This is a genomic window from Sphingobium sp. AntQ-1, assembly GCF_028538045.1.
Taxonomy (GTDB): domain Bacteria; phylum Pseudomonadota; class Alphaproteobacteria; order Sphingomonadales; family Sphingomonadaceae; genus Sphingobium; species Sphingobium cupriresistens.
The window spans coordinates 815,766-838,475 of the sequence record NZ_CP117158.1 but is presented as its reverse complement, the minus strand read 5'-3'; the positions used below and the strand labels follow the sequence as shown (position 1 = coordinate 838,475).

The following is a 22,710-nucleotide window of genomic DNA, read 5'->3' as shown; positions in this document are numbered from 1 at the left end:
CGTCGCCGCGTTCGTCCCATTGGGAAACGCGGCGGCGGCATTGCCGTTTATGGCAGTTCTTAGAACGTAAGACCGGATTCGTTCGAAACGAACGGAGAGGGGTTGAATGGGTATGGTCGGTCTGACCCAGCCTCAGGACCTGCCGCCCATCCACCCGCGATGTTGCGATGCGGCGAGCGGCAGCGGCGTTTCGCACCGCGCGCATTCCGCCACCACCCGGCCCACGATCCACTGGTTGCCGCCGCAGTCGGGGCAGAGGATTGCCCGTCCCTCACGATATTGCGGATTGATAGCAGATATCCTGGTTTCGACGGGCGAAAGATGTGCTTCCATGACTGTTTCCCCTTTCTGCGCCACCAACGCTTCAATGTGCGAAACATATCCCTACATAAGGGGTTCAGTCTGTGTGCCATTTGACTTGAACCCGGCAAATGTTATGGCGCTGCAGCATCGGGACATACCGGCTTCGACCATGGGTTGGGGCGCATCCCTGCCACCTTGCCGTGCGGTTTATGATCGCCGTTCTGCGAGCTTCTGGTGGAAACGCGCCATCCTCTGGCCGAGGCCATGCGAGGAGACGCACATCTTATGACCGCCATCGGACAGGACACTCTGGGCACGCGCGACATGTTGAACGTGGGCGGCACGGACATTGCCTATTATTCGTTGAAGAAGGCCGCGGCGAAGCTGGGCGACGTGTCGCATTTGCCCTTTTCGATGAAGGTGCTTCTGGAAAATCTGCTCCGTTTTGAAGATGGCGTGACGGTGACGGTGGAAGACATCCAGGCGATCGTCGATTGGCAGCAGGACCGGGGCAAGGCGCAGCGCGAAATCCAGTATCGTCCCGCGCGCGTGCTGTTGCAGGATTTCACCGGCGTGCCCTGCGTGGTCGATCTGGCCGCGATGCGCGACGCGATGAACGCGCTGGGCGCCGACGCGACCAAGATCAACCCGCAGGTGCCCGTCCACCTTGTCATCGACCACAGCGTCATGGTCGACGAGTTCGGCACGCCCAAGGCGTTCGAACAGAATGTGGAAATCGAATATCAGCGTAATATGGAACGCTACGACTTCCTGAAATGGGGCAGCAAGTCCCTGGCCAATTTCTACGCCGTGCCGCCGGGCACCGGCATCTGCCATCAGGTCAATCTGGAGAATATCGCGCAGGCGGTGTGGTCATCGGTGGATACGGACGGGACCACCGTCGCCTATCCCGACACCTGCGTGGGCACCGACAGCCATACCACGATGGTCAACGGCCTGGGCGTGCTGGGTTGGGGCGTGGGCGGGATCGAGGCGGAAGCGGCGATGCTGGGCCAGCCGGTTTCCATGTTGATCCCCGAAGTCGTCGGCTTCAAGTTCACCGGCAATCTGACGGAAGGCGTCACCGCGACCGACCTCGTGCTGACCTGCACCCAGATGCTGCGCGCGCGCGGCGTGGTGGGGCGCTTCGTCGAATATTTCGGTCCCGGTCTCGCCACCCTGTCGCTGGCCGACCGTGCGACGCTGGCCAATATGGCGCCCGAATATGGCGCAACCTGCGGCTTCTTCGGCATCGATGACAAGACGCTGGACTATATGCGCCTGACGGGCCGCACCGACGACAATATCGCGCTGGTCGAAGCCTATGCCAAGGAACAGGGCTTCTGGATCGACCCCGCGATCGAGCCGGTCTTCACCGACACGCTGGAACTGGACCTGTCCACCGTCGTCCCCAGCCTGGCCGGTCCCAAGCGCCCGCAGGACCGCGTCGCCCTGCCGGACGTCGATGACGTGTTCAACGCGGATCTGGTCAATACCTACAAGAAGGCGCAGCAGCGCGTGACCGTAGCGGGCGAGGATTTCGACATTGGCGACGGCGACGTCACCATCGCCGCGATCACCAGTTGCACCAACACGTCGAACCCCAGCGTCATGGTCGCGGCCGGCCTGGTCGCCAAGAAGGCGAACGAACTGGGCCTCAAGCCCAAGCCCTGGGTCAAGACGTCGCTGGCGCCCGGCAGCCAGGTCGTCACCGACTATTTCAACAAGGCGGGGCTTCAGGAACATCTGGACGCGATCGGCTTCAACCTGGTCGGCTATGGCTGCACCACCTGCATCGGCAACTCCGGCCCGCTGGCGCCCGCGATCAGCGCGGCGATTAACGACAATGGCCTGGTCGCCGCCGCCGTCATTTCCGGAAACCGCAACTTCGAAGGCCGTGTGTCGCCTGACGTGCGCGCGAACTTCCTGGCCAGCCCGCCGCTGGTCGTCGCCTATGCGCTCAAAGGCACGGTGATCGAAGACTTCATCACCACGCCGATCGGCGTCAGCACGACGGGTGACGACGTCTATCTCAAAGATATCTGGCCGACCAATGACGAAGTCGCCACGACCATGGCCGGGTGCATGGATCGCGCCATGTTTCAGGCGCGCTACGCCAATGTCTATAAGGGCGACGCGCATTGGCAGGCGATCGACGTGACGGGGTCGGACACCTACAGCTGGCGTGCGGGTTCCACCTATGTCGCCAACCCACCCTATTTCGAGGGGCTGAGCATGACCCCGGCGCCGGTCACCGACATCATCGAGGCCAGGCCGCTGGCGATCTTCGGCGATTCGATCACGACCGACCATATTTCGCCGGCCGGGTCGATCAAGGCGTCCTCGCCCGCGGGCCAATGGCTGAGCGAGCATCAGGTCGCGCAGGCCGACTATAACAGCTATGGTTCGCGTCGTGGCCATCATGAAGTGATGATGCGCGGCACCTTCGCCAATATCCGCATCAAGAATCTGATGCTGGACGGGGTGGAAGGCGGTATGACCCGCTATGACGGCGAAACCATGCCGATCTATGACTCGGCCATGAAGCACAAGGCCGACGGCACGCCGCTGGTGGTGATCGGCGGCAAGGAATATGGCACGGGATCGTCGCGCGACTGGGCGGCCAAGGGCACCAACCTGCTGGGCGTCCGATCGGTCATCGTCGAGAGTTTCGAGCGTATTCACCGCTCCAACCTGGTCGGCATGGGCGTGCTGCCGCTCCAGTTCAAGGATGGCGAGAGCAAGGACACGCATGGTTTTACCGGCGACGAGACATTCACGATCCAGAATGTCGCGGGTTTGAAGCCCCGGCAGGATGTGGACGTGATCGTGAAGCGGGCCGACGGATCGACCTTCACCTTCACGGCGCTGTGCCGGATCGACACGATCAACGAGCTGGAATATTTCCTGAACGGCGGCATCCTGCAATATGTGCTGCGCAAGCTGGCGGCTTGATCGGTTGCGCCGATGACCTGAACAAAGGGTATTCTCTGGAGGGAAAAGCCCTTTGTTCATGCGTTCAGGGTAAAAGCGCCGCCGGCACCCGACCAATCATAATTTTGTCATGACCGTCTGAAAGCCATCAGGCTGACCCGAAGGAGATGGCGCGTGAAGATGAGCATCGCAATTGTCATGTTGCTGGCGGGGACGAACGTGCAGGCGCAGGAGGCCGATGCGCCGGCGGCGAGGGATTTCGGCGCATATGGCCGTGACGCCGCCGAAGATAGCATGATCGATTTTGCGCGGTGCGTGGTGCGCGGGTCGCCGCGGACGGCGGCGGATGCACTGGCGACGCGCCCAGGAACGCGGGAAGAAACAGCCCGTTTCAACGCTATCGCTAAAAGTCGTAAGGGATGTCTGAGGCACGGAAAGCTGCGCATGAAGGGCAATTGGATGCGCGGCGCGTTGGCCGAACAGCTTTATCTTAACCGCTTTGCAACGCCGCCAGTGGAACCCGCCCGCCCGGACGCGCCTGCGCCTGTCGTGGCGGAAGGGACCAGCGCCTATCAAGCCTATGCGGATTGCGCCGTCGCGCGCAACGCGCCGGCGATCGATACGCTGATGCGCAGCAAGGCGGGAAGCGGGGAGGAACGCCTTGCTTATGGTCAGGCTATGCCGGCGCTTTCTTCCTGCCTGGCGGGGGGAGAAAATACCCGCTTAAAAATAGATCGCGCCGTGTTGCGCGGCTATCTGGCGGAAGCATTGCTTGATTTTCGCAAAAGGCCGCCGGGCTAATTAAGTGAAGCCAAGTCGCCACTGACGCGGATTGCCGCCCGACCGACCAAAGCTCGTCCGATGCGCCGATGAAAGCATTTACTGCGTCTATGGGCGCATCGACGGCGGACGGCTCCCCGTCGGAGCACGGATTCGGCGAACTGATTGGTTAAATCACGGCTGCTGCGCGCGGCCAAGCCGATAGCCGCAATTTTCCACGCCCAAGAAAGGCTGGGCTGGCGTCGCGCGCCGATGCTGGTTAGCACAAGGGATAATGAAAAGAGCATTGATCGTCCGACACGTGCCGCGCGAAGGCGCCGCAGGCTATTTGCAGCCGATCGAGGCGGCCGGCTATCATATCGACCGGATCGATGTCGCCAGCCCCGATTTCGCGGGCGTGGACCTGTGCGATCCCGACTTGCTGATCATGATGGGCGGGCCGATGGGCGTGTATGAAACGGACATCCACCCCTGGATATCGACGCAGATCGAGAAGCTGGCGTCGCGGCTGGCGGCCGATCGGCCGACGCTGGGCGTGTGTCTGGGCAGTCAGATGATTGCGGCGGCGCTGGGCGCGCCTGTTTATCCCGGCGGGCATATGGAATTGGGCTTTGCGCCGGTCAGCGTGAACGGGGCGGGCATGGCGTCGCCGCTGCGCCATTTGATCGATGTGCCGGTGTTGCATTGGCACAGCGACACGTTCGATCTGCCCGACAATGTCGATTTGCTGGCATCAACGCCCAAATATGCGCATCAGGCGTTCCGGCGCGGGTCCAATCTGCTGGCGCTGCAATTTCATGCGGAGATGGGCGAAGACCCGCGGTTCGAGGATTGGCTGACCCATTTTTGGGCCGACTTGGACGTGGCGCAGCAATGCGGTATCGCGTTGCGGGAGGATCACGACCTGCATGGCCCGATCGCGGTAGCCGCGGGCAGGGCAATGATCGGCGAATGGCTGGCGGGAACGAGACTTTAGTTGCGGCTTGATCTTGCCGCGGCCTTTCTATTAACTCCTACAAATGAAGAGGATGACAGTGGAAACGAGCCGCCGCGATCTGTTCGCGGCCGGCATGGCGGGGATGGCGGCGGTTAGCGTCGCGCGGGCGGCGAATGCTGCCGAGCCGGGCAAGGCGGTGCTGGCGCCCCGGCCGCCGATGGGATGGAATAGCTGGAACAGCTTCGCCACGACTATCACCGAGCGCCAAGCGCGCGAGACGGCCGCCATCATGGCGGAAAAGCTGCTGCCGTTCGGCTATGATATCTTCACCGTCGATATCCAATGGTATGAGCCGGAAGCGTCGAGCTATACTTATAATGCCGCGCCCAAGCCGGCGATGGACGCTTATGGCCGGATGATCCCGGCGCCAAATCGGTTTCCGTCGAGCGCGGGCGGCAAGGGCTTTGCGCCGCTGGCCAAGGCGGTCCATGCGCTTGGCCTAAAGTTCGGCATCCATGTGATGCGGGGCATCCCGCGGGCGGCGGTGGACGCGAACCTGCCGATTCTGGGGACGCGCTATCGCGCGAGGGATGTGGCCGACATAGCAAGCATCTGTTCCTGGAACCCCGATATGTATGGCGTCGACATGACGCGGCCGGGCGCGCAGGCCTATTATGACAGTATCTTTCGCCTCTATGCCGACTGGGGCGTGGATTTCGTCAAGATGGACGATATGAGCCGGCCCTATGACGCCCATGCGCCGGAGATCGAAGCGGCGCACAAGGCGATCATGGCGACGGGGTGGCCGATCATGTTGAGCCTGTCGCCAGGTGAAACGCCGGTGATCCGCGGCGATCATGTCCGCAAATATGCGCAGATGTGGCGCATCTCCGACGATTTCTGGGATGATTGGGCGATGCTGGAGGCGCAGTTCACACGGCTGGAGAATTGGACGCCCTGGCGCGGGCCGGGGTCATGGCCCGACGCCGACATGCTACCGCTGGGGCGGCTGGCGCTGGGGGAGCGGGATACGCGCTTCACCCCCGATGAGCAGCAGACGTTGATGACGCTATGGGCGATCGCGCGGTCGCCGCTCATCATGGGGGGCGATTTGCGGCATCTGGATGCGCCGACGCTGGCGCTGCTGACTAATGAAGAGGTGCTGGCGGTCAATCAGGCAAGCGAAGGCAATTGCCCGCATTTCGTGGCGGATGGCGTGCGCGTCTGGTCGGCGATCGCGCAGGGTGGCAAGGGCCGCTATGTCGCACTGTTCAATACCGGCGACAAGGCGCGCGAGGTCGGGATCGGGCTGCGCGATCTGGGAATTAGCGGGCCGGTCGCGGTGCGCGATTTGTGGGCGGGCAAGGCGCTGGCGCAGCAGAGGGAGCGGGTAAGCGCGATGCTGCCGCCGCACGGGGCGGGGCTCTATCGGTTGAGTTAATGACCTACTTTCGTTGTTTTACTTGCGCGCCGAGGCGCTTTTGTCGCGGATGGTCTTGAACTCAGAACCGGCCTTCCATTCCGGCCAGCGGGTCGAGTTCGCCAGGTCACGACCGATGTCGCGCATCAGGTCGATATCCTGCGCCGCCCCCTCCATTCGCCAGTCCGGCCCCCAGGCGTCACAGGCCTGGTGATAGCATGTGCCGGTATAGGCGTCGATCCAGGCCTGGCCCGCGGGGCGGCCGCCCTCGACCAGGTCGGATGCGCCCGCCAGGCCCATCATCAGCAGGACAGGCACGCCACGCTTGGCCATGGAGAAATGGTCGGCGCGGTAGAAAAGGCCGCGTTCGGGCAGGCTTTCCTGTGTGATGACGCGGCCCTGCTTTGCCGCGAACGTCGCCAGATCGTCTTCCAGGCTGTTCTGGCCCTTGCCGATCAGGATCACATCCTTCGCCTTGCCGGCGGTCTGGAGCACGTCGATGGTGAGGTTGGCGACGGTCTTGTCGATCGGATAGACGGGGTTCTGGGCATAATGTTCGGATCCCAGCAGCCCGCGTTCCTCGGCGGTCCAGGCGGCGAAGACGACCGAGCGGTCGGGTGCAGGCGCCGCCTTGAACGCGCGGGCGATTTCGAACAGGCCGGCCATGCCGAGCGCGTCGTCATTGGCTCCAGCACGATAGATGCGGCCCTGCGCGTCCGGCGCGCCCTCGCCATAGGCGTCCCAATGGGCGCCGTACATGACGGTTTCGTCAGGGCGTTTGGCGCCGGGGATGCGGGCGAGGACGTTCGCGCTCTGCACCACTTCCTGGGTCACCGGGAAGGCGGCGGAGAAGGTCGCGCCCTTCAACGCGACCGGCTTGAATTTGGCCGATCGCGCCTGTTTGCGCAGCGCGGCGAGATCGAGGCCTGCGCCGGCGAACAGCTTGCTCGCGGCCTCGCCCTCGACCCAGCCTTGCACCTGGAGGCTGGTCAGCTTGTCGGGCGCGCGGACCAGATCGTAATTCTCGCCAGCCGGGCTGGTGACGACGTTCCAGCCATAGCCCGCACCCGGCGTGTCATGGACGATCAGCGCGCCGACCGCGCCGTGGCGGGCGGCTTCTTCGAATTTGTAGGTCCAGCGGCCATAATAGGTCATCGTCTTGCCGCCGAACTTGCCGAACGGGTCTTCGCTCTTGGCCGCCTCGAAATCCGGGTCGTTGATGAGGAAGACGGCAATCTTGCCCTTCAGGTCCAGGCCCTTGAAATCGTCCCAGCCGCGTTCGGGGGCGGAGACGCCATAGCCCACGAACACCAAGGGCGCCTTGGCGATCGCGACATTGTCCTTGGGTTGCAGGGTGGAGAGATAGATCTGCTTGCCGAAGCTCCAGGGCGTGGACGCGCCATTTTGCGCGATCGACAGCGTTTCCGCCTGGCCGAGGCGGGTGTGGAGCAACGGTACAGTCTGCACCCACTGGCCGTCCGGGCCGCCGGGCTCCAGACCCAATTGTTCAAAGCGGGCGACGATATAGCCGATCGTCCGTTCCTCCCCCACGGTGCCGGGCGCACGGCCCTGGAACAGGTCGGACGCCAGCGTGCGAACCGATCGTTCCAACTGCTTGGGGTCGGTCTGGGCGTGGAGGGGCAGGGCGGCGGTCAGGCCGAGGGCCAAAGCGAGGATGCGTGTCATCATCCCGCCGGTCTAAACCGCTGCGACGATGGGCGAAAGGGCGTTCAGAACTCGATTTCGAGTTCGGCCATCTCTTCCGGTTCGTTGCGCGCATCCTCGATCCATTCGCGCATCAGCGGCCAACTGTTGATCGTCTGGCAATAGGCGGCGGATGTGGCGGACAGCGGGACGGCATAGGTCAGGAAGCGCTGGGCCACCGGCGCGAACATGGCGTCGGCGACGGTCGGCTCCTCGCCGAACAGCCAGGGACCGCCGTAGCTGCCCAGACATTCGGCCCAGATCGTTTCAATCCGGTCGATATCGGGCTTGGCCCCGGAAAAGATTGGGAAGCGCGCGTGGCGCACCTTCAAATTCATCGGCAGGGCGGAACGCAGATTGGCGAAGCCCGAATGGATTTCCCCCGACACCGACCGGCAATGAGCGCGGGCGATGCGATCGGCCGGATACATGCCGACATTGGGATAGAGTTCGTGCAGATATTCCGCGATCGCCAGCGTGTCCCACACGCTGGCGTTCTCATGCGTCAGGCGGGGCACCAGCACCGAAGGAGACAGGAGCAGCAGTTCGGCGCGATTTTCGGGATCATCGAGCGCGATCGTCTTTTCCACCACCCGCAACCCCGCGAGTCGGCACAAGAGCCAGCCGCGTAACGACCAGGAGGAATAATTCTTGCTGGAAAGAGTGAGTTCCGCGATCGCCATGGCATACCCTCCTGCTTACGGTCAGCCTCACATTTATGATGATGCGGCGCAACATAAAAAGCATGTATAGCGTTTCATCGAAATACCGATTCGGTTCGCGCACACAGGACAAGGCTCAACCTTCATCATGCGTATGCTTTACAGTGGTTATCAGGCCTGGAACGACATGCTGGCGCCAGCGCGTTTCGGGGCGCAGATCGCACTTGGTGTTCGCGACAAATTGGGGCCGATGGCGGATTGGGCGATGCCGCGCCGTATGTTTGCGCTGATGGACGTGTTCCAGGGCGCGAAGCTGACGCACAAGCGTCCCGCCTATGACATTCACACCGTCACCAGCGGCAATGCGGAAGTGTCGGTGCGCGAGGAAATCACGCTCGACCTGCCGTTTGGCGACCTGTTGCACTTCGTCAAGGATGATGTGGAGGCGGCGCAACCCAAGGTGCTGGTCGTGGCGCCGATGTCGGGCCATTTTTCGACCTTGCTGCGCAGCACGGTCGCAACATTGCTGCGCGACCATGACGTGTACATCACCGACTGGAAGAATGCGCGCGACGTGCCGCTGGAAGCCGGACGTTTTGGCTTCGATGACTATGTCGACTATGTGATCCGCTTCTTCCAGCAGATCGGCCCCGGCGCGCATATGGTGTCGGTGTGCCAGCCCTGCGTGCCGGCGCTGGCCGCCGTGGCGCTGATGTCGGAGGACAAGGACCAGGCGACGCCGCGATCGATGACGCTGATGGGCGGGCCGATCGATCCCAATGCGGCGCCGACCGTCGTCAACGACCTGGCCAATGAAAAGCCGATCGAATGGTTTGAGGAGAATCTGATCTCCGTCGTGCCGTTCCGCTATGCCGGGCGCGGGCGGGAGGTCTATCCGGGCTTCCTGCAACTGTCGGCCTTCATGTCCATGAACATGGAGCGGCATGGATCGCAGCATCGCGAACTGTACCAGCTGCTGGCCGACGGCAAGACGGTCGAGGCGGACAGGATCAAGACTTTCTACGAGGAATATTTCGCGGTCCTGGACATGACCAAGGAATTCTACCTGGAAACAGTCGACCAGGTGTTCCAGCGGACCTTGCTGTCGAAGGGCGCGTTGACCGTGCATGGGCGCCCGGTCAATCCCGGCGCGATCCGCCATACCGCGTTGCTGACGGTAGAGGGCGAGAAGGACGATGTGTGCGCCGTGGGCCAGACATCCGCCGCCCATGGCCTGTGCACCGGCCTGCGCCCGCATTTGAAGCGCCACCATCTCCAGCCCGGCGTGGGCCATTATGGCGTATTTTCAGGCAGCAAATGGGAAAAGCAGGTCTATCCGCAGGTGCGGAACATGATTTTGGCGATGAACTGACGACGGGTCGTCGCCGGGATCGTTCAAGCGGACAAGGGGGGTGACGGCGATGATGCTGCGTTCCGCGCGATGGTCCGCCGCCTGGCCCATGGCCGCCCCCCTTTAACCCTCCGGCCGGGTCCAGATCCAACTGCCGCCGATCAGCGCGGCGACGACGGGGATGAGGAACCAGGGGAAGGGGGAAAAGATCAGCGCCAGCGCAACGCTGAAGGCGAAGGCGGCCAGCGCCGCCTTCTTGCCCCGGCGGCTGATCGCGCCGCGTTCCCGCCAGCGGCGGATATGCGGGCCGAAATGCCTGTGGTCGAGCAATTTCGCCTCCAGTCGCGGGCTGGACCGGGCGAAGCAGAAGGCCGAGAGGATCATGAAAGGAACGGTCGGCAACAGCGGCAGGAAGGCGCCGATCGTGCCGAGGCCGATCGAGAGAAACCCTGCGATGAGGTAAAGATGGCGCCGCATGATGCTCCAATCGGGGCGGAGGCTATGAGCGCGCCTGCGCTGCTATTGCTTCGCAGCTGCGCGGTGAGATGGCAAGATGGATGAGGAATGGAATGGTTGGGAACGTCTCAGCTTTCGCATTTTTACTGGTCGCTGCACGGGCAGCGCCGCAGCGTATCTCGCCGTCGATTGAAATAATGCTGTCAGTTATGACCGACAAGGGGGGGCTTGCCATTCTCCTGCCGCTTGCGGGAGGGAGAGCAGTCCGCTTCTGGTGGTTTCAATACAGGCGGCTTTCCGCACCGGCCCCTTCCAATGTAGGATTTCTTCTGATCTATCCTGTCGGATGGAGCCAATCGTTCAGCCATTCCCTCTCCTTGCCACCCCACCCCGTCGAACGAACCGTTGCATCGCCGCTGCGCTGGTGGTGCGTTCCCGCCGCGTGGGTGTCGCGTCATCGTCGCCTGGGTGCCGGTTCGCCATGACCTCAGTGTCACACCGCTGCGACCCTGGCGTGACCGCGACGTTACTTCGCAGGAGCGTCCCGGTGGCTTCGCATACATTATCGCCCCGCAAAGCCCGACAATGGTGTGAACTTCGGCCCGTCGCTTGCCGAACGCCCCGCCACAGCGCCGCTTCCACGCCCCCAAGCAAATCCTTCGCTTGCACCCCGGCGCTCGCCGCCTATCTCTGTCGCCCACCCGAATCGCAGTTGAAAGCCTGATATGACCGCCACCCACAGCACCCGCATGTTGATCCTCGGTTCCGGCCCCGCGGGCCTGTCCGCCGCCATTTACGGCGCGCGCGCGGGCCTGGCGCCGATCGTGGTGCAGGGGATGCAGCCCGGCGGGCAATTGACCATCACCACCGACGTCGAAAATTACCCCGGCTTCAAGGATGTGATCCAGGGACCGTGGCTGATGGAGCAGATGCAGGCGCAGGCCGAGCATGTCGGCGCGCAGATGATGTACGACCAGATTGTCGACGTCGATCTGTCCGAACGCCCCTTCCGCCTGCGCGGCGATGGCGGCACCCTCTATGTCGCCGACACGCTGGTCATCTGCACCGGCGCGCAGGCCAAATGGCTCGGCGTGGAGGGCGAGGAGCATTTGCAGGGCAAGGGCGTGTCGGCCTGCGCCACCTGTGACGGCTTCTTCTATCGCGGCAAGAAGGTGGTTGTGATCGGCGGCGGCAACACCGCGGTCGAAGAAGCGCTCTACCTCACCAATCACAGCCATGACGTCACCTTGATCCACCGTCGCGATTCGCTGCGCGCGGAAAAGATCCTGCAACAGCGGCTGCACGCCCATCCGAACATCAAGGTGCTGTGGAACAAGGCTGTCGATCGCTTCGTCGGCGGCGGGACGCCCGAAGGTCTGATCGGCGTCGATCTGATTGACACGGTGACCGGCGAAAAGTCGCATGAGCCGACCGATGGCGGTTTCGTCGCGATCGGCCATCATCCCGCTACCGAATTGTTCACCGGCAAGCTGCCGACCGACGAGGGCTATTTGCTGGTGGAAAAGGGCACGACTCGCACGGCGATTCCGGGCGTGTTCGCGGCGGGCGACGTCACCGACAAAATCTATCGCCAGGCCGTGACCGCGGCGGGCATGGGCTGCATGGCCGCGCTCGACGTCGAGAAATTCCTGGCGGAACAGGATTTCGAGGAACTGGTGGAGGCGTAAGCCTCCGCCGCAGGCGGGACGGTGTGGGCTAGGCCAGCTTGCCCTGCGCAAAGGCGACGAGCGACCCGAATGTCTCGAACGTGTCGCCGTCGATATCGTCATCCTCTATCAGGATGTCGAAGCGGTCCTCGATCTCGGTCAGCAGGCCCGCGACCGCCATCGAATCCAGTTCCGGCAGCGCGCCGAACAGGGGGGTGTCCGCGTCGAAGCTATCGACCTGGGTTTGCGGCAGGCTGAGCACGTCGCGCAGCAGCGCCCGCATCAGGCTGTCCACATCGAGAGTCCGGTCGACCGGCTGAGAATTTTGCGCCCGCATGATGCGCGCTAAATAGGGGCTTAAAGACTAACCGACAAGCGCGGAAATGGCGGTCCTTGCCGCAGGCAGCCAGGCAGAGGCGAAACGCGCGTTGAAGGCGTCGATCCGGTGGAGCGGAACGCGCCTGTCCATCCAGTCGGTCTTGTAGCCATTGTCGCCGGTGCCATAGTCGATCATGCGCACGCGATCATGGTCGATCGCCTGTCTGAACATCATATGGCTCAACAATGTGCCGGGGGAACCATGGTCATGGGCGCTGTCATGGCTCAACTTGTGGATCAGGGCGATACCATCCTCGACCGTCCAAAGCTGCGCCGCCACCGCGCGCCCGTCCAGGCGCGCGAAACCCAGCCGCAACGTCCCTGCCGCGCTTTCCCGCTCGGCCAGGTCGCGCAGGAAGTCGAGGCCGGGTTCCGCCACCTTCCAGCTGCGGTCATGCACATCGACATAGTCCCGCCACAGACCGTCGGTCAGCCGCGTGGCGATCGACAATGCGAAAGGATCGCCGCGCCCCTTGCGCTTGACCAGATTGCGCAGCCGTCCCGGCCGCGACGCCCAATAATCGGCGAAGCTGCGCCCTTCGACTTGCAACAGGTGGCGGCCCCCCATCGTCCGCCGCACCGCGAACCAGCCGGCGCGCCGCAACGCGGCCAGCAGCGGCGCGGCATCCTCCAGCGGATAAAGATCGATCTGCGCGCTGGTCGCCAGCAAATGCCGGGCCAGGCTTTCGAGCAGCCGCTGCCGGGTCGCAGCATCGGGTTCGCCGATGAAGACGGGCGCCCAGGCAAAGCTGTACCAGTTTGCGAGCGCGCTGGCGCGGCGGGGGGCGGGGGCGAGCAGGAACAGCCAGGCCTGCGCATCGCCCTCCTGCGCTTGCACGATACGGACGGGCTGGTCAGGGAAGCAGCGATCGTGCAGAGCCGCGAACCAGTCGATCCGGTCGAACAGGGCCAATCCAGGCGCGCGGTCGAGCCGGCCGGCCAAAGCCTGCCGCGCTTCATCGAGCATCTGATATTCCCTTGGCGCCAGCAACCGACTATCTCCGCCCCAACCGCGATCCAAAACCAACGTGCGGCATAGGAGAAAAGTCTGGAAATGGAGTTAAGCCCGCCTTTGCCCACGGATAGCCCGATGATCGATCGCGCTCAGGTGCGGCCGATCGACCATCTGCTGCTGCGCGGCGATCCGGCGCGAGCCGCGCTGGACGGCCGTTCAGGCAGCTACAACTATGCCGAACTGGAAGAGACGCTGGGACGACTGGCGGGCTGGCTGGCGGGATTTGGGCTGGAAAAGGGCGCGCGAGTCGCCAGTTGGATCGCCAAGGGGCCGGTCGCCGCTCTGATGCCGCTGGCCGCGCCGCGCGCGGGCCTGGTCCATGTGCCGGTCAACCCGCTGCTCAAACATGCCCAGGTCGCACACATATTGGCCGACAGCGGCGCGCTGCTGCTGATCGGGACCGCGGCGCGACTCGACAGTCTGTCGCCCGATGAAGTCCCGGCCGGTTGCCAACTGCACCGCGAGGATGACGCCGCCTGCGCGATGAGCGGTGGCCAGGCGATCGGCCCGTCTGCGGCAGCGCCCGATGGTCTGGCGACGATCCTCTACACCAGCGGTTCGACCGGACGGCCCAAGGGGGTGATGCTCAGCCACGCCAATCTGTGGCTGGGCGCGTTGGCGGTGGCCGATTATCTCCAACTGACGCAGGCGGATCGTACTGCCTGCGTCCTGCCGTTCAGCTTCGACTATGGCCAAAATCAGTTGCTTTCCACCTGGTATGCCGGCGGCTGCGTCTATCCACTCGACTATCTGACGCCGCGCGACGTGATGAAGCTGGTCGACCGACGCGACATCACGACGCTGGCCGGCGTGCCGCCGCTTTGGGTGCAACTGACCGAACTGGACTGGCCGGAGGCGGTGGCGGCCAAGCTTCGTCGTCTGACCAACAGCGGCGGCGCCCTGACCCGCCCGCTGGTGGCGAAGCTGCGCGCGCTGTTCCCCCAGGCCGACCTCTATCCGATGTACGGTCTGACCGAAGCGTTTCGCTCCACCTATCTGCCGCCCGCCTTGGTGGACAGTCATCCCGCTTCGATGGGCCGGGCCATCCCCTTCGCCGAGATATTGGTGGTCCGCACGGACGGCGGCATCACCAACGATGAAGAGCCGGGCGAACTGGTTCATTGCGGCCCGCTGGTGGCGCAGGGCTATTGGGGCGATCCGGCGCGGACCGCCGAGCGGTTCAAACCCGCGCCCGCGACATCGGTCTATGGCGGGATGGCGGTCTGGTCTGGCGACACGGTGCGCCGGGATGCCGATGGCCTGCTCTATTTTGTCGGCCGCGACGATGCGATGATCAAATCGGCGGGCAACCGGATCAGCCCGACCGAGATAGAGGAGGCCGCCGTCGGCGTGTCCGGCGTCGCCGAAGCGGTGGCGCTGGGGATAAAGGATGAGCGGCTGGGGCAGGCGGTGCGGCTGCTGATCCGCGCGGGTGACGCTGCGGTTGCGCACGCCGTCGCCGCGCATCTCAAGAGCGAACTGCCCAATTTCATGCAGCCCAAGGATATCGTCGTGCGCCCAGATTTCCCCCGTAACCCCAACGGCAAGATCGATCGGGTCGCGCTGGCCAAGGCGCATGGCGCATGAAGCCGATGGGACCGATACCCGCCTGGTTCGCGCAGGAAGAAGGCATGTTGATCGTCGGCGGTTGCGGCGCGGCGAGCCTGGTGGACGAGGCGGGCGACACGCCGCTCTTCGTCTATGACATGGATATCGTCGAAGCGCAGGTCCGTCGCTTTCGCGCCGCCATGCCCGAAGTGCTGCACTTGCATTATGCGATCAAGGCCAACCCCTATGCGCCGCTACTGGCGCGGATGGGAACCCAGGTGGACGGATTCGACATCGCGTCGGGCGGCGAACTGGAGATGGCGCTGGCCGCCGGAATGGCGCCAGATCGGATCAGTTTTGCAGGACCGGGCAAGCGCAACGACGAACTGGAAGCCGCGATCTTCGCGGGCGTGACCATCAATTTGGAGTCGGAGGGGGAGGGCCGCCGCGCGCTGGCCGTGGCGGACAAACTGGGCAAGGCGCCGCGCCTGGCGGTGCGGGTGAACCCGGACTTCGACCTCAAAGGATCGGGGATGCGGATGGGCGGCGGGGCCAAGCCGTTCGGCGTCGATGCCGACCGGGCCGCGGCGCTGGCGCGGGCGATGATCGACGCGGGCGCGGATTGGCGGGGCTGGCATATTTTCGCCGGCAGCCAGAATCTCGATCCGCTGGCGATCATCGAAACCCAGGCGGCGACCATCGCGCTGGCGGCGCGGCTGTCGGACGATGTCGGCGCATCGCCGCCGCTGGTCAATCTGGGCGGGGGCTTTGGCCTTGCCTATTTCCCCGGTGATGAGCGGCTCGATATTCGCCCGATTGGCGTAGCTTTGGACAGCGCGTTGGAGAATTTGCCGGACATTTTGCAGGGCAGCGCCTTCGCGATAGAACTGGGTCGCTGGCTGGTGGGGGAGGCGGGCATATACCTCACCCGTGTGATAGACGTGAAGGTCAGCCAGGGCGAAACCTTCGTCGTGGTCGATGGCGGCCTGCATCACCAACTCGCCGCCAGCGGCAATTTCGGGACGGTCGTGCGGCGCAACTATCCGATCGCGGTCGCCAATCGCTTTGGCGCGGCCCCGGCGACGGAGCCGGTGACGGTGGTGGGGTGCCTGTGCACCCCGATCGACCGGCTGGGCGACAAGGTGGCGCTGCCGCCGGTCAGGGAAGGCGACCTGATAGCCATCTTCCTGGCCGGGGCTTATGGCGCGTCGGCAAGTCCTGCCGCATTTCTTGGCCACCCAAGTCCTCGCGAACTTTTACTTGGCTGATTAGCTTGGGACTTAACTCCTAACGGTATCTTTACCCTTTCCCGGCAAGAAGAGGCCCGAAGCCATGTGCTGACCGGTTGCCTTGCCCTCTTTGGCGGCCGCCGGCGCATGGCCGCACAAAGAGGTGAGATTATGCGTTTTGTGTCGGTTTCCAGGCTTTTGATCGGCGTATCACTACCCGTTATCGCCTTGTCGGGCTGCGCCTCCGCGCCGTCCGGGCCGCAATTGCCGCCCGCATCTTTCGTGTCGACGCAGGAAGGGCCGGGTGAAGAATATATCATCGGCCCGCTTGATGACCTCACCATCTTCGTGTGGCGCAATCCCGAACTGGGCGCAAAGGTGCAGGTGCGTCCAGACGGTCGCATCACCACGCCGCTGATCACGGACATGCCCGCGGTGGGCAAGACGCCCAAGATGCTGTCCGATGATATCAAGCTGGCGCTGACCCAATATATCGAAAATCCGCTGGTGTCGGTGATCGTCAACAATTTCAGTGGCACATTCAGCCAGCAGGTGCGGATCGTGGGCGCGACGGAAAAACCCGCGTCCATCCCCTATCGCGCGAACATGACCCTGCTCGACGCGATGATTTCTGTCGGAGGCCTGTCCGAATATGCGGCGGGCAACCGCGCGCGACTGGTTCGGTTCGACAAGAATACGGGCAAGCAGAAGGAATATCAGGTCCGCCTGGGCGATCTTTTGAAGAAGGGCGACACCAAGGCCAATGTCATGCTGGCGCCCGGCGATGTCATCATCATTCCTGAAAGCATGTTCTGACCATGGCCGGCCTCTACGATGAATTGCTCGTCCTGCTCCATGGCATATGGAGCCGCCGCTGGGTGGCGCTTGGCGTCGCCTGGGGCCTGTGTATGCTGGGATGGCTGGGCGTCGCGCTCATTCCCAACAGCTACCAGTCCAAGGCGCGGGTCTATGTGAACACCCAATCGTTGCTCCAGGACACGGTGGGTATCACGCAGGTCCAGTCGCAGCAGGATCTGGACCGGGTGCGCAGCACGCTGGCCAGCGCCGAAAATCTGGAAAAGGTGGTGCGCGACACCGACCTGTCCCAATCGGTGTCCGGCCCGCGCGACATCGCCGCCAAGATCACCACCCTGCGCGAAAATATCACGGTGATGGCGCAGGCTGACCCCAGCATGATCGACATCAGCGCCATTTCGGCTGATTCGAGCCTGTCCGATGGCGCAAATGCGCGCATCGCGCAGCAGATCGTGCAGAAGTTGATCGACATTTTCCAGGAACAGAATTTGTCGGGCGACCGCAACCAGACCAAGCAGAGCCTGGCCTTCCTGGACCAGCAGATCGCGACGCGCGGCAAGCAGTTGGAAGCGGCCGACCAGCGTCGCGTCGCATTCGCCCAGCGCTATGTCGGGCTGCTGCCCGGTGCGGGATCGATCAGCCAGCGGATGGACGCGGCGCGGATGGAGATCAACAATATCGATTCGCAGCTGGTGCAGGCGCAGAGCGCGCTCAGTGCGATGAACGGCCAGTTGGCCGGCACGCCGGCCACCCTGCCGGGCGTTGGCGCGTCGGGCGGCGCGACGCCGCTGGCGCAGGCGCAGTCCAACCTGGCGGCGATGCGCGCGCGCGGCTGGACCGCCAGCCATCCTGACGTGGTCGCGGCCCAACGGGAGGTTGACGCCCTGCGCAAGTCGGGCGGCGGTAGTGCGAGCGGCGGGGGCGGCACCCCCAATCCGGCCTATGTGTCGATCAAGTCGATGCAGGCCGAACGCGCCGCCACGGTGCAGGCGCTCAGCACGCGCAAGGCGCAGTTGCAGAACGACCTCAACACCATGATGTCGAAACAGGTCGATGAACCCGAAGTCGCGTCCGAGCAGGAAAAGCTCGACAGTGACTATACCGCGCTCAAGACCCAATATGACAAGTTGATGAGCGACCGTGAGGAAATCCGGCTGCGCGGCGAAGTGAAGACCGAAACCGGCGCCGTCCAGTTCCGCGTCATCCAGCCGCCCAGCACCCCGACCGCGCCGTCGGCGCCCAACCGGCCGCTGCTGTTGCTGGGCGTGCTGATCCTGGGCATCGGCGCGGGCATCGGGGTCGCCTTCGCGCTCGGCCAGCTCAAGGGCGCATTCCCGACCGCCGCGCGGCTGGAAAAGGCGCTTGGCCTGCCGGTCGCCGGATCGATCAGCCAGACGGTCGGCGCGGCGCAGGTCGCGGTCGATCGGCAACGCATGAAATGGTTCGCCGGTGCGAGCGGGGGGCTGGTGGCCGTCTGCTTGCTGCTGGTCGTCGTCGAATTCGTCCAGCGCGGTATGGCGTGAAGGAGCCAGGGAACATGAATCAGCACAGCTCCATCAAGGGCCGGGGATCTCTGATCGAGCGGGCCACCGAGATTTACGACTTTAATGCTGCGCTGCGTGGCCGCGCCGCGCCTGCGGTCGATGTGCCCGCTGACCTGCCGCTGGCGCCTGTCGCCGGTCCGACGCCTGCGGCCTTCGTGACCGATGCTCCCGGCGCGCCGACCTTCCGTGCCCCGGCCTGGACCGGGCCGGTGCAGGCGATTGACCGGATCAAGCTGGCGGAGGACGGTTTCCTGCGCCCCGACAGTGCGGTCACGACGATGAGCGAGGAGTTCCGCCTGCTCAAGCGCGACCTGCTGTCGCAACTGCGCAATAACCCGCGCGGCAACCGCATCCTCGTCTGCTCCGCTCATAGCGGGGAGGGCAAGACCTTCTGCGCGATCAACCTGGCGCTCAGCCTGGCGGCGGAGAAGGATCGTGAAATCCTGCTGGTCGACGCCGATTTCGGCAAGCCCGGCATCCCGGCGCAACTGGGGCTGGAGGCCGGCCCCGGCCTGATGGACGCGCTCGCTGACCCGATGGTTGCGATCGAAGATTGCGTGATCCGCACCGACATTCCCTCGCTTGCCGTGCTGCCCGCCGGGCAGCGCAGCAACAACGACACCGAATATCTCGCCTCGGCCCGGACCGAACAACTGCTCAAGCGGCTGACCGATGGCCGGCCCGACCGCATCGTGATCTTCGATTCGCCGCCGCTGCTGGCGGCATCGCCCGCCGCCGTGCTCGCCAGCCATGCCGCCATCGCGCTGCTGGTCGTGCGCGCCGACAAGACGCCCGAAAGCGCGGTGCGCGACGCTGCGGGCCTGTTGAAGGGCGGCGCGCAGGTGCAGCTCTTGCTCAATGCCGTCCGCTTCAACAGTGGCGGCCGCCGTTTCGGCAGCTATTACGCCAAGGGGGAATCCCAGTCATGATCGTTCGGCTCTGGATCGCAGGCGCTTCCTGCGTCGCGCTGGCCGCTGCAATGCCCGCCCATGCCCAATCGTCGCCCGATGACAAGCGCGTCGATGTCGTTCCCTATATCGGGGTCGATCAGGTCGTGATGGGACCGCTCAAGGGCGGCGGCGACGTGCTGACCTACACCAATGTCACCGCGGGCCTGACCGCCGAGGTGCAGAACAGGCGCGTCGAGGCGGCGGTCGATCTGCAATATAATCACAGCTTCGGCTGGAGCAGCCAGGCAGTCGATCAGGATGTGCTGAGCGGTTTTGGTCATGCGACCATCAATGTCGCGCGCGGTTTGGGCATCCAGGCAGGCGGCCTCGCCACGCGGGTCCGCACCGACGGCCTGTCGGGCGCGTCGACGCAACGGGACACTTATACCAGCCAGGTCTGGTCCGGCTATGTCGGGCCGTCCTATACGACGCAGCTTGGCGACTTCAATATTAACGCCGGCTATCGCCTGGGCTATGCGCGGGTCGATGACAGCGTCGGCCAGAACAGCGTTCAGGGACAGGCCGGCGGCTCCTTCGCGGATAGCTGGACCCACAGCCTCAACGGATCGATAGGTTTTTCGCCGGACACGGTGCTGCCGGGCGTCGGCCTGACCGCCAGCGGCGGCTATGACCGCGAGGACGCCAGCCAGCTTGACCAGCGGTTTGAGGACCTGTGGGGCCGGGTCGATGCGACCGTGCCACTCACGCCCACGCTCGCGGCCGTCGGCGGCATCGGCTATGAAAAGATCGAGATCAGCCAGCGCTCGCCCGAACTGGATGCGGCCGGCGTGCCGCTGATCCGCAACGGCCGCTATGTCACCGACAAAAGCTCGCCGCGCGCACTGGTCTATAATTTCGACGACATCATCTGGGACGCGGGCGTCTTGTGGCGGCCCAGCCGTCGCACGACGCTCCAGGCGCGGGTCGGCGAACGCTATGGCGGCATGACCTATCAGGGCAGCTTCCTGTGGCAGGGCCGCGACAGCCATGTGGCCATCATCGTCTTCGACGGGATAGACAGTTTCGGGCGCATGATCACCGCCGACGTGGCGGCCCTGTCGGGCAGCAATTTCGACGTCGCGCGCAATCCGTTCACCGGAGACATCACCGGCTGCGCCTTCTCCACCACGGGCGGTGGCCAGTGCTTCAACGATGCCTTGTCGGGCATCACCGACGCCAATTTCCGCTATCGCGGCGTATCGACGCAATATTCGCTGCGGCGCGGGCCGTGGGGCTGGGGCGTTGGCGCGGGCTATTCGCAGCGCAAGTTCATCACGCCCAACGGCCAGACCGTGTTGATCCGCGGATCGCGGGACGAAAACTGGTATGGCAACGGGTCGGTCAGCTATATGTTCAACGATCGCGACAGCATCGATCTGGTTGGCTACGTTAATTATTTCGACGCCAGCGGCGATCGGCCTGATGTGCTGAACTACGGGTCGTTTGCCAGCTATTACAAGGGGTTGTCTCGCCGCCTGTCCGCCTCCGCCTCGCTTGGCCTGGACGGGGTGCAGGCGGATGATCTGGACACCATCATCAGCGCGATGGGGCAGGTCGGCCTGCGCTACAGCTTCTAACCGGTCGCCTTGGAGACGAAGAGATGTACGATCAATTCTACGGATTGCAGGGCCGTCCGTTCCAGCTGACGCCGGACCCGCATTATTATTTCGAAAGCGCGACTCATCGCAAGGCGCTGTCCTATCTGGGCTATGGCCTGGCGCAGGGTGAAGGTTTCATCGTCATCACCGGCGATATCGGCGCGGGCAAGACGACGCTGGTCGGCCATCTGATGCAGACGATCGATCCGGCGCGGCTGACCGCGGTCAAGATCGTGTCGACCCAGGTGGAGGGCGACGACATGCTGCGCCTCGCCGCGCAGAGTTTCGGCCTGTCCACCGACGGCCTGTCCAAGGCGGCGATCCTGCAACAGGTCGAAGCCATGCTTCATGCCCAGGCGCGCGCCGGGCGACGCAGCCTGCTGATCGTGGACGAGGCGCAGAACCTGCCCGTTTCCGCGATCGAGGAATTGCGGATGCTGTCCAACTTCCAGTTGGGGGGGCAGTCCTTGCTCCAGATATTCCTGCTGGGTCAACCGGAGTTTCGCGACCTTCTCCAGTCGCCCGAACTGGAGCAGTTGCGCCAGCGGGTGATCGCGACCCATCATCTGGAACCGATGATGGCCAATGAAGTCGAACCCTATATCCTTCATCGCCTGGCGATCGCGGGCTGGAGCGGCGATCCGGCCTTCACGCCGGGTGCCTTTTCCGGTCTCTATGCGGCGACGAATGGCGTGCCCCGTCGCCTGAACGCGTTGGCCAGCCGGGTGCTGCTGCTGGGCGCGATCGAACAATTGCACGTCATCGACGAGGAGGTCGTGGACGCCGTCGTGGCGGATATGGGCCTGGACGTCGATATCGCGCCGGCGCCGGTTGCGCCGTCGCTGCTCGATGTCGCCGAGGAACCGGAAGCGGTCGAACAGGAGTCGGTCGAACTGGCGGTCGCGGAGGAGAGCGTCGAGGAGGAACAGATCGAGGATCAGCCCGCCCCGCCACCCTTTAGCTACCATCCGGCCGAGGATCAGGTTGCCGATGAGCTGGCCGAAGAAGACACTATCGAACTGGATGCCGCCTGGGCGCGGCCGGACAGGACGACGGCCGAGATCGAACCGGTCGCCGCGGCCGCCTTCGATCTGGTCGAACCGGAAGACGATTATGCGGTCGAAGAGCCTGTGACGCCCAGCGTCGCAGCGCCGTTCGCCCGCCCGGCCTTCGCCGCCTTTGCGCCGCCGCAAGCGGTGGAGTCTGTGGTCGAACCGGAAGCCGAGCTTGACCCCGTCGAAGATGAAGCCGAGCCGGAGGTTGCCGATGTTGCGGCGCCGTTCGCGCTGGAGCAGGACGAAACCGACAGCGTCGTGGAGGCCGAACCGTCGGTCGCGGTCGAGGCTTTCGATGACGTCGAATCGTTGGTCGAAGCCGAGTCGGTTGAAGCCGGACCCGAATCCTTTGTCGAACCGGCG

The 22,710-nt window shown here is 64.2% G+C and carries 18 protein-coding genes and 1 pseudogene; 13 read left to right on the top strand and 6 right to left on the bottom strand.

The window, feature by feature from the left end; genetic code table 11:
* Nucleotides 1-132 precede the first annotated feature (132 nt).
* Nucleotides 133-333 carry a hypothetical protein gene (locus sphantq_RS04160; RefSeq protein ID WP_272799676.1) on the bottom strand — a complete coding sequence of 67 codons (201 nt, stop codon included), beginning with the start codon at nucleotides 331-333 and terminating at the stop codon, nucleotides 133-135.
* Nucleotides 334-588: 255 nt separating this feature from the next.
* On the opposite strand from sphantq_RS04160, the gene acnA reads away from it, so the two are divergent.
* The 4 genes from acnA (at nucleotide 589) to sphantq_RS04140 (ending at nucleotide 6,395) form a co-directional block, all read left to right on the top strand.
* Entirely contained in the window at nucleotides 589-3,258 is a 2,670-nt protein-coding gene (gene acnA, locus sphantq_RS04155) for an aconitate hydratase AcnA (protein ID WP_272799675.1), read from the top strand.
* A 153-nt stretch (nucleotides 3,259-3,411) separates the two neighbouring features.
* Entirely contained in the window at nucleotides 3,412-4,038 is a 627-nt protein-coding gene (locus tag sphantq_RS04150; RefSeq protein WP_148648357.1) for a hypothetical protein, read from the top strand.
* A 253-nt stretch (nucleotides 4,039-4,291) separates the two neighbouring features.
* Nucleotides 4,292-4,993, top strand: a complete 702-nt coding sequence (locus tag sphantq_RS04145) for a glutamine amidotransferase (RefSeq protein ID WP_066603482.1) — start codon at nucleotides 4,292-4,294, stop codon at nucleotides 4,991-4,993.
* A gap of 52 nt (nucleotides 4,994-5,045) precedes the next feature.
* Nucleotides 5,046-6,395: a glycoside hydrolase family 27 protein gene (locus sphantq_RS04140; RefSeq protein ID WP_272799674.1), complete on the top strand. Its 1,350-nt coding sequence runs from the start codon at nucleotides 5,046-5,048 to the stop codon at nucleotides 6,393-6,395.
* Between the two features lie 18 nt (nucleotides 6,396-6,413).
* Here the strand turns inward: sphantq_RS04140 and sphantq_RS04135 are convergent, their stop codons facing one another.
* Nucleotides 6,414-8,060, bottom strand: coding sequence for a M28 family metallopeptidase (locus tag sphantq_RS04135; protein WP_272800179.1), 1,647 nt, complete (start codon nucleotides 8,058-8,060; stop codon nucleotides 6,414-6,416).
* Between the two features lie 44 nt (nucleotides 8,061-8,104).
* Nucleotides 8,105-8,761: a glutathione S-transferase gene (locus sphantq_RS04130; protein ID WP_272799673.1), complete on the bottom strand. Its 657-nt coding sequence runs from the start codon at nucleotides 8,759-8,761 to the stop codon at nucleotides 8,105-8,107.
* 127 nt (nucleotides 8,762-8,888) lie between these two features.
* On the opposite strand from sphantq_RS04130, the gene sphantq_RS04125 reads away from it, so the two are divergent.
* On the top strand, nucleotides 8,889-10,112 hold the full coding sequence (locus tag sphantq_RS04125; protein ID WP_066603480.1) for a polyhydroxyalkanoate depolymerase: 1,224 nt from the start codon (nucleotides 8,889-8,891) through the stop codon (nucleotides 10,110-10,112).
* Nucleotides 10,113-10,214: 102 nt separating this feature from the next.
* On the opposite strand, the gene sphantq_RS04120 is transcribed toward sphantq_RS04125, so the two are convergent.
* A complete protein-coding gene (locus tag sphantq_RS04120) occupies nucleotides 10,215-10,568 on the bottom strand; it encodes a YbaN family protein (RefSeq protein WP_066603475.1) in 354 nt (117 codons plus the stop codon).
* 704 nt (nucleotides 10,569-11,272) lie between these two features.
* On the opposite strand from sphantq_RS04120, the gene trxB reads away from it, so the two are divergent.
* Nucleotides 11,273-12,235 (top strand): thioredoxin-disulfide reductase, encoded by a 963-nt coding sequence (trxB, locus tag sphantq_RS04115; protein WP_066603472.1) that lies wholly within the window; start codon nucleotides 11,273-11,275, stop codon nucleotides 12,233-12,235.
* A 28-nt stretch (nucleotides 12,236-12,263) separates the two neighbouring features.
* Here the strand turns inward: trxB and sphantq_RS04110 are convergent, their stop codons facing one another.
* Nucleotides 12,264-12,551: a phosphopantetheine-binding protein gene (locus sphantq_RS04110; RefSeq protein ID WP_066603469.1), complete on the bottom strand. Its 288-nt coding sequence runs from the start codon at nucleotides 12,549-12,551 to the stop codon at nucleotides 12,264-12,266.
* A gap of 27 nt (nucleotides 12,552-12,578) precedes the next feature.
* Nucleotides 12,579-13,583, bottom strand: coding sequence for a GNAT family N-acetyltransferase (locus sphantq_RS04105; protein ID WP_129925963.1), 1,005 nt, complete (start codon nucleotides 13,581-13,583; stop codon nucleotides 12,579-12,581).
* A gap of 99 nt (nucleotides 13,584-13,682) precedes the next feature.
* Between sphantq_RS04105 and sphantq_RS04100 the strand changes: the two genes are divergently transcribed.
* The 7 genes and pseudogenes from sphantq_RS04100 to sphantq_RS04070 all read left to right on the top strand — a co-directional run.
* On the top strand, nucleotides 13,683-15,194 hold the full coding sequence (locus tag sphantq_RS04100; protein ID WP_272799672.1) for an acyl-CoA ligase (AMP-forming), exosortase A system-associated: 1,512 nt from the start codon (nucleotides 13,683-13,685) through the stop codon (nucleotides 15,192-15,194).
* On the top strand, nucleotides 15,191-16,423 hold the full coding sequence (locus tag sphantq_RS04095) for a pyridoxal-dependent decarboxylase, exosortase A system-associated (protein WP_272799671.1): 1,233 nt from the start codon (nucleotides 15,191-15,193) through the stop codon (nucleotides 16,421-16,423). The genes sphantq_RS04100 and sphantq_RS04095 overlap by 4 nt, the downstream gene beginning before the upstream one ends.
* 132 nt (nucleotides 16,424-16,555) lie before the next feature.
* Nucleotides 16,556-17,200 carry an XrtA/PEP-CTERM system exopolysaccharide export protein gene (locus sphantq_RS04090; protein ID WP_066603463.1) on the top strand — a complete coding sequence of 215 codons (645 nt, stop codon included), beginning with the start codon at nucleotides 16,556-16,558 and terminating at the stop codon, nucleotides 17,198-17,200.
* A 2-nt stretch (nucleotides 17,201-17,202) separates the two neighbouring features.
* A complete protein-coding gene (locus tag sphantq_RS04085) occupies nucleotides 17,203-18,723 on the top strand; it encodes an XrtA system polysaccharide chain length determinant (protein WP_272799670.1) in 1,521 nt (506 codons plus the stop codon).
* Between the two features lie 14 nt (nucleotides 18,724-18,737).
* The gene (locus tag sphantq_RS04080; RefSeq protein ID WP_272799669.1) at nucleotides 18,738-19,673 is read left to right on the top strand and encodes an AAA family ATPase; all 936 of its coding nucleotides are present in this window, start codon (nucleotides 18,738-18,740) and stop codon (nucleotides 19,671-19,673) included.
* Nucleotides 19,670-21,271: a hypothetical protein gene (locus tag sphantq_RS04075; protein ID WP_272799668.1), complete on the top strand. Its 1,602-nt coding sequence runs from the start codon at nucleotides 19,670-19,672 to the stop codon at nucleotides 21,269-21,271. Before sphantq_RS04080 ends, sphantq_RS04075 begins: the two co-directional genes overlap by 4 nt.
* Before the next feature lie 23 nt (nucleotides 21,272-21,294).
* Nucleotides 21,295-22,162, top strand: a pseudogene (locus sphantq_RS04070) (XrtA/PEP-CTERM system-associated ATPase); the annotation flags it as partial.
* Nucleotides 22,163-22,710 lie beyond the last annotated feature (548 nt).

Excerpts from the sequence above, each read along its gene's own strand:
- trxB (WP_066603472.1), top strand. The coding sequence starts at position 11,273 with ATGACCGCCACCCACAGCACCCGCATGTTGATCCTCGGTTCCGGCCCC.
- sphantq_RS04085 (WP_272799670.1), top strand. The coding sequence starts at position 17,203 with ATGGCCGGCCTCTACGATGAATTGCTCGTCCTGCTCCATGGCATATGG.
- sphantq_RS04135 (WP_272800179.1), bottom strand. The coding sequence starts at position 8,060 with ATGACACGCATCCTCGCTTTGGCCCTCGGCCTGACCGCCGCCCTGCCC.
- sphantq_RS04130 (WP_272799673.1), bottom strand. The coding sequence starts at position 8,761 with ATGGCGATCGCGGAACTCACTCTTTCCAGCAAGAATTATTCCTCCTGG.
- sphantq_RS04125 (WP_066603480.1), top strand. The coding sequence starts at position 8,889 with ATGCGTATGCTTTACAGTGGTTATCAGGCCTGGAACGACATGCTGGCG.
- sphantq_RS04110 (WP_066603469.1), bottom strand. The coding sequence starts at position 12,551 with ATGCGGGCGCAAAATTCTCAGCCGGTCGACCGGACTCTCGATGTGGAC.
- sphantq_RS04120 (WP_066603475.1), bottom strand. The coding sequence starts at position 10,568 with ATGCGGCGCCATCTTTACCTCATCGCAGGGTTTCTCTCGATCGGCCTC.
- sphantq_RS04100 (WP_272799672.1), top strand. The coding sequence starts at position 13,683 with ATGATCGATCGCGCTCAGGTGCGGCCGATCGACCATCTGCTGCTGCGC.
- sphantq_RS04140 (WP_272799674.1), top strand. The coding sequence starts at position 5,046 with ATGACAGTGGAAACGAGCCGCCGCGATCTGTTCGCGGCCGGCATGGCG.
- sphantq_RS04090 (WP_066603463.1), top strand. The coding sequence starts at position 16,556 with ATGCGTTTTGTGTCGGTTTCCAGGCTTTTGATCGGCGTATCACTACCC.
- sphantq_RS04080 (WP_272799669.1), top strand. The coding sequence starts at position 18,738 with ATGAATCAGCACAGCTCCATCAAGGGCCGGGGATCTCTGATCGAGCGG.
- acnA (WP_272799675.1), top strand. The coding sequence starts at position 589 with ATGACCGCCATCGGACAGGACACTCTGGGCACGCGCGACATGTTGAAC.
- sphantq_RS04145 (WP_066603482.1), top strand. The coding sequence starts at position 4,292 with ATGAAAAGAGCATTGATCGTCCGACACGTGCCGCGCGAAGGCGCCGCA.
- sphantq_RS04160 (WP_272799676.1), bottom strand. The coding sequence starts at position 333 with ATGGAAGCACATCTTTCGCCCGTCGAAACCAGGATATCTGCTATCAAT.
- sphantq_RS04075 (WP_272799668.1), top strand. The coding sequence starts at position 19,670 with ATGATCGTTCGGCTCTGGATCGCAGGCGCTTCCTGCGTCGCGCTGGCC.
- sphantq_RS04095 (WP_272799671.1), top strand. The coding sequence starts at position 15,191 with ATGAAGCCGATGGGACCGATACCCGCCTGGTTCGCGCAGGAAGAAGGC.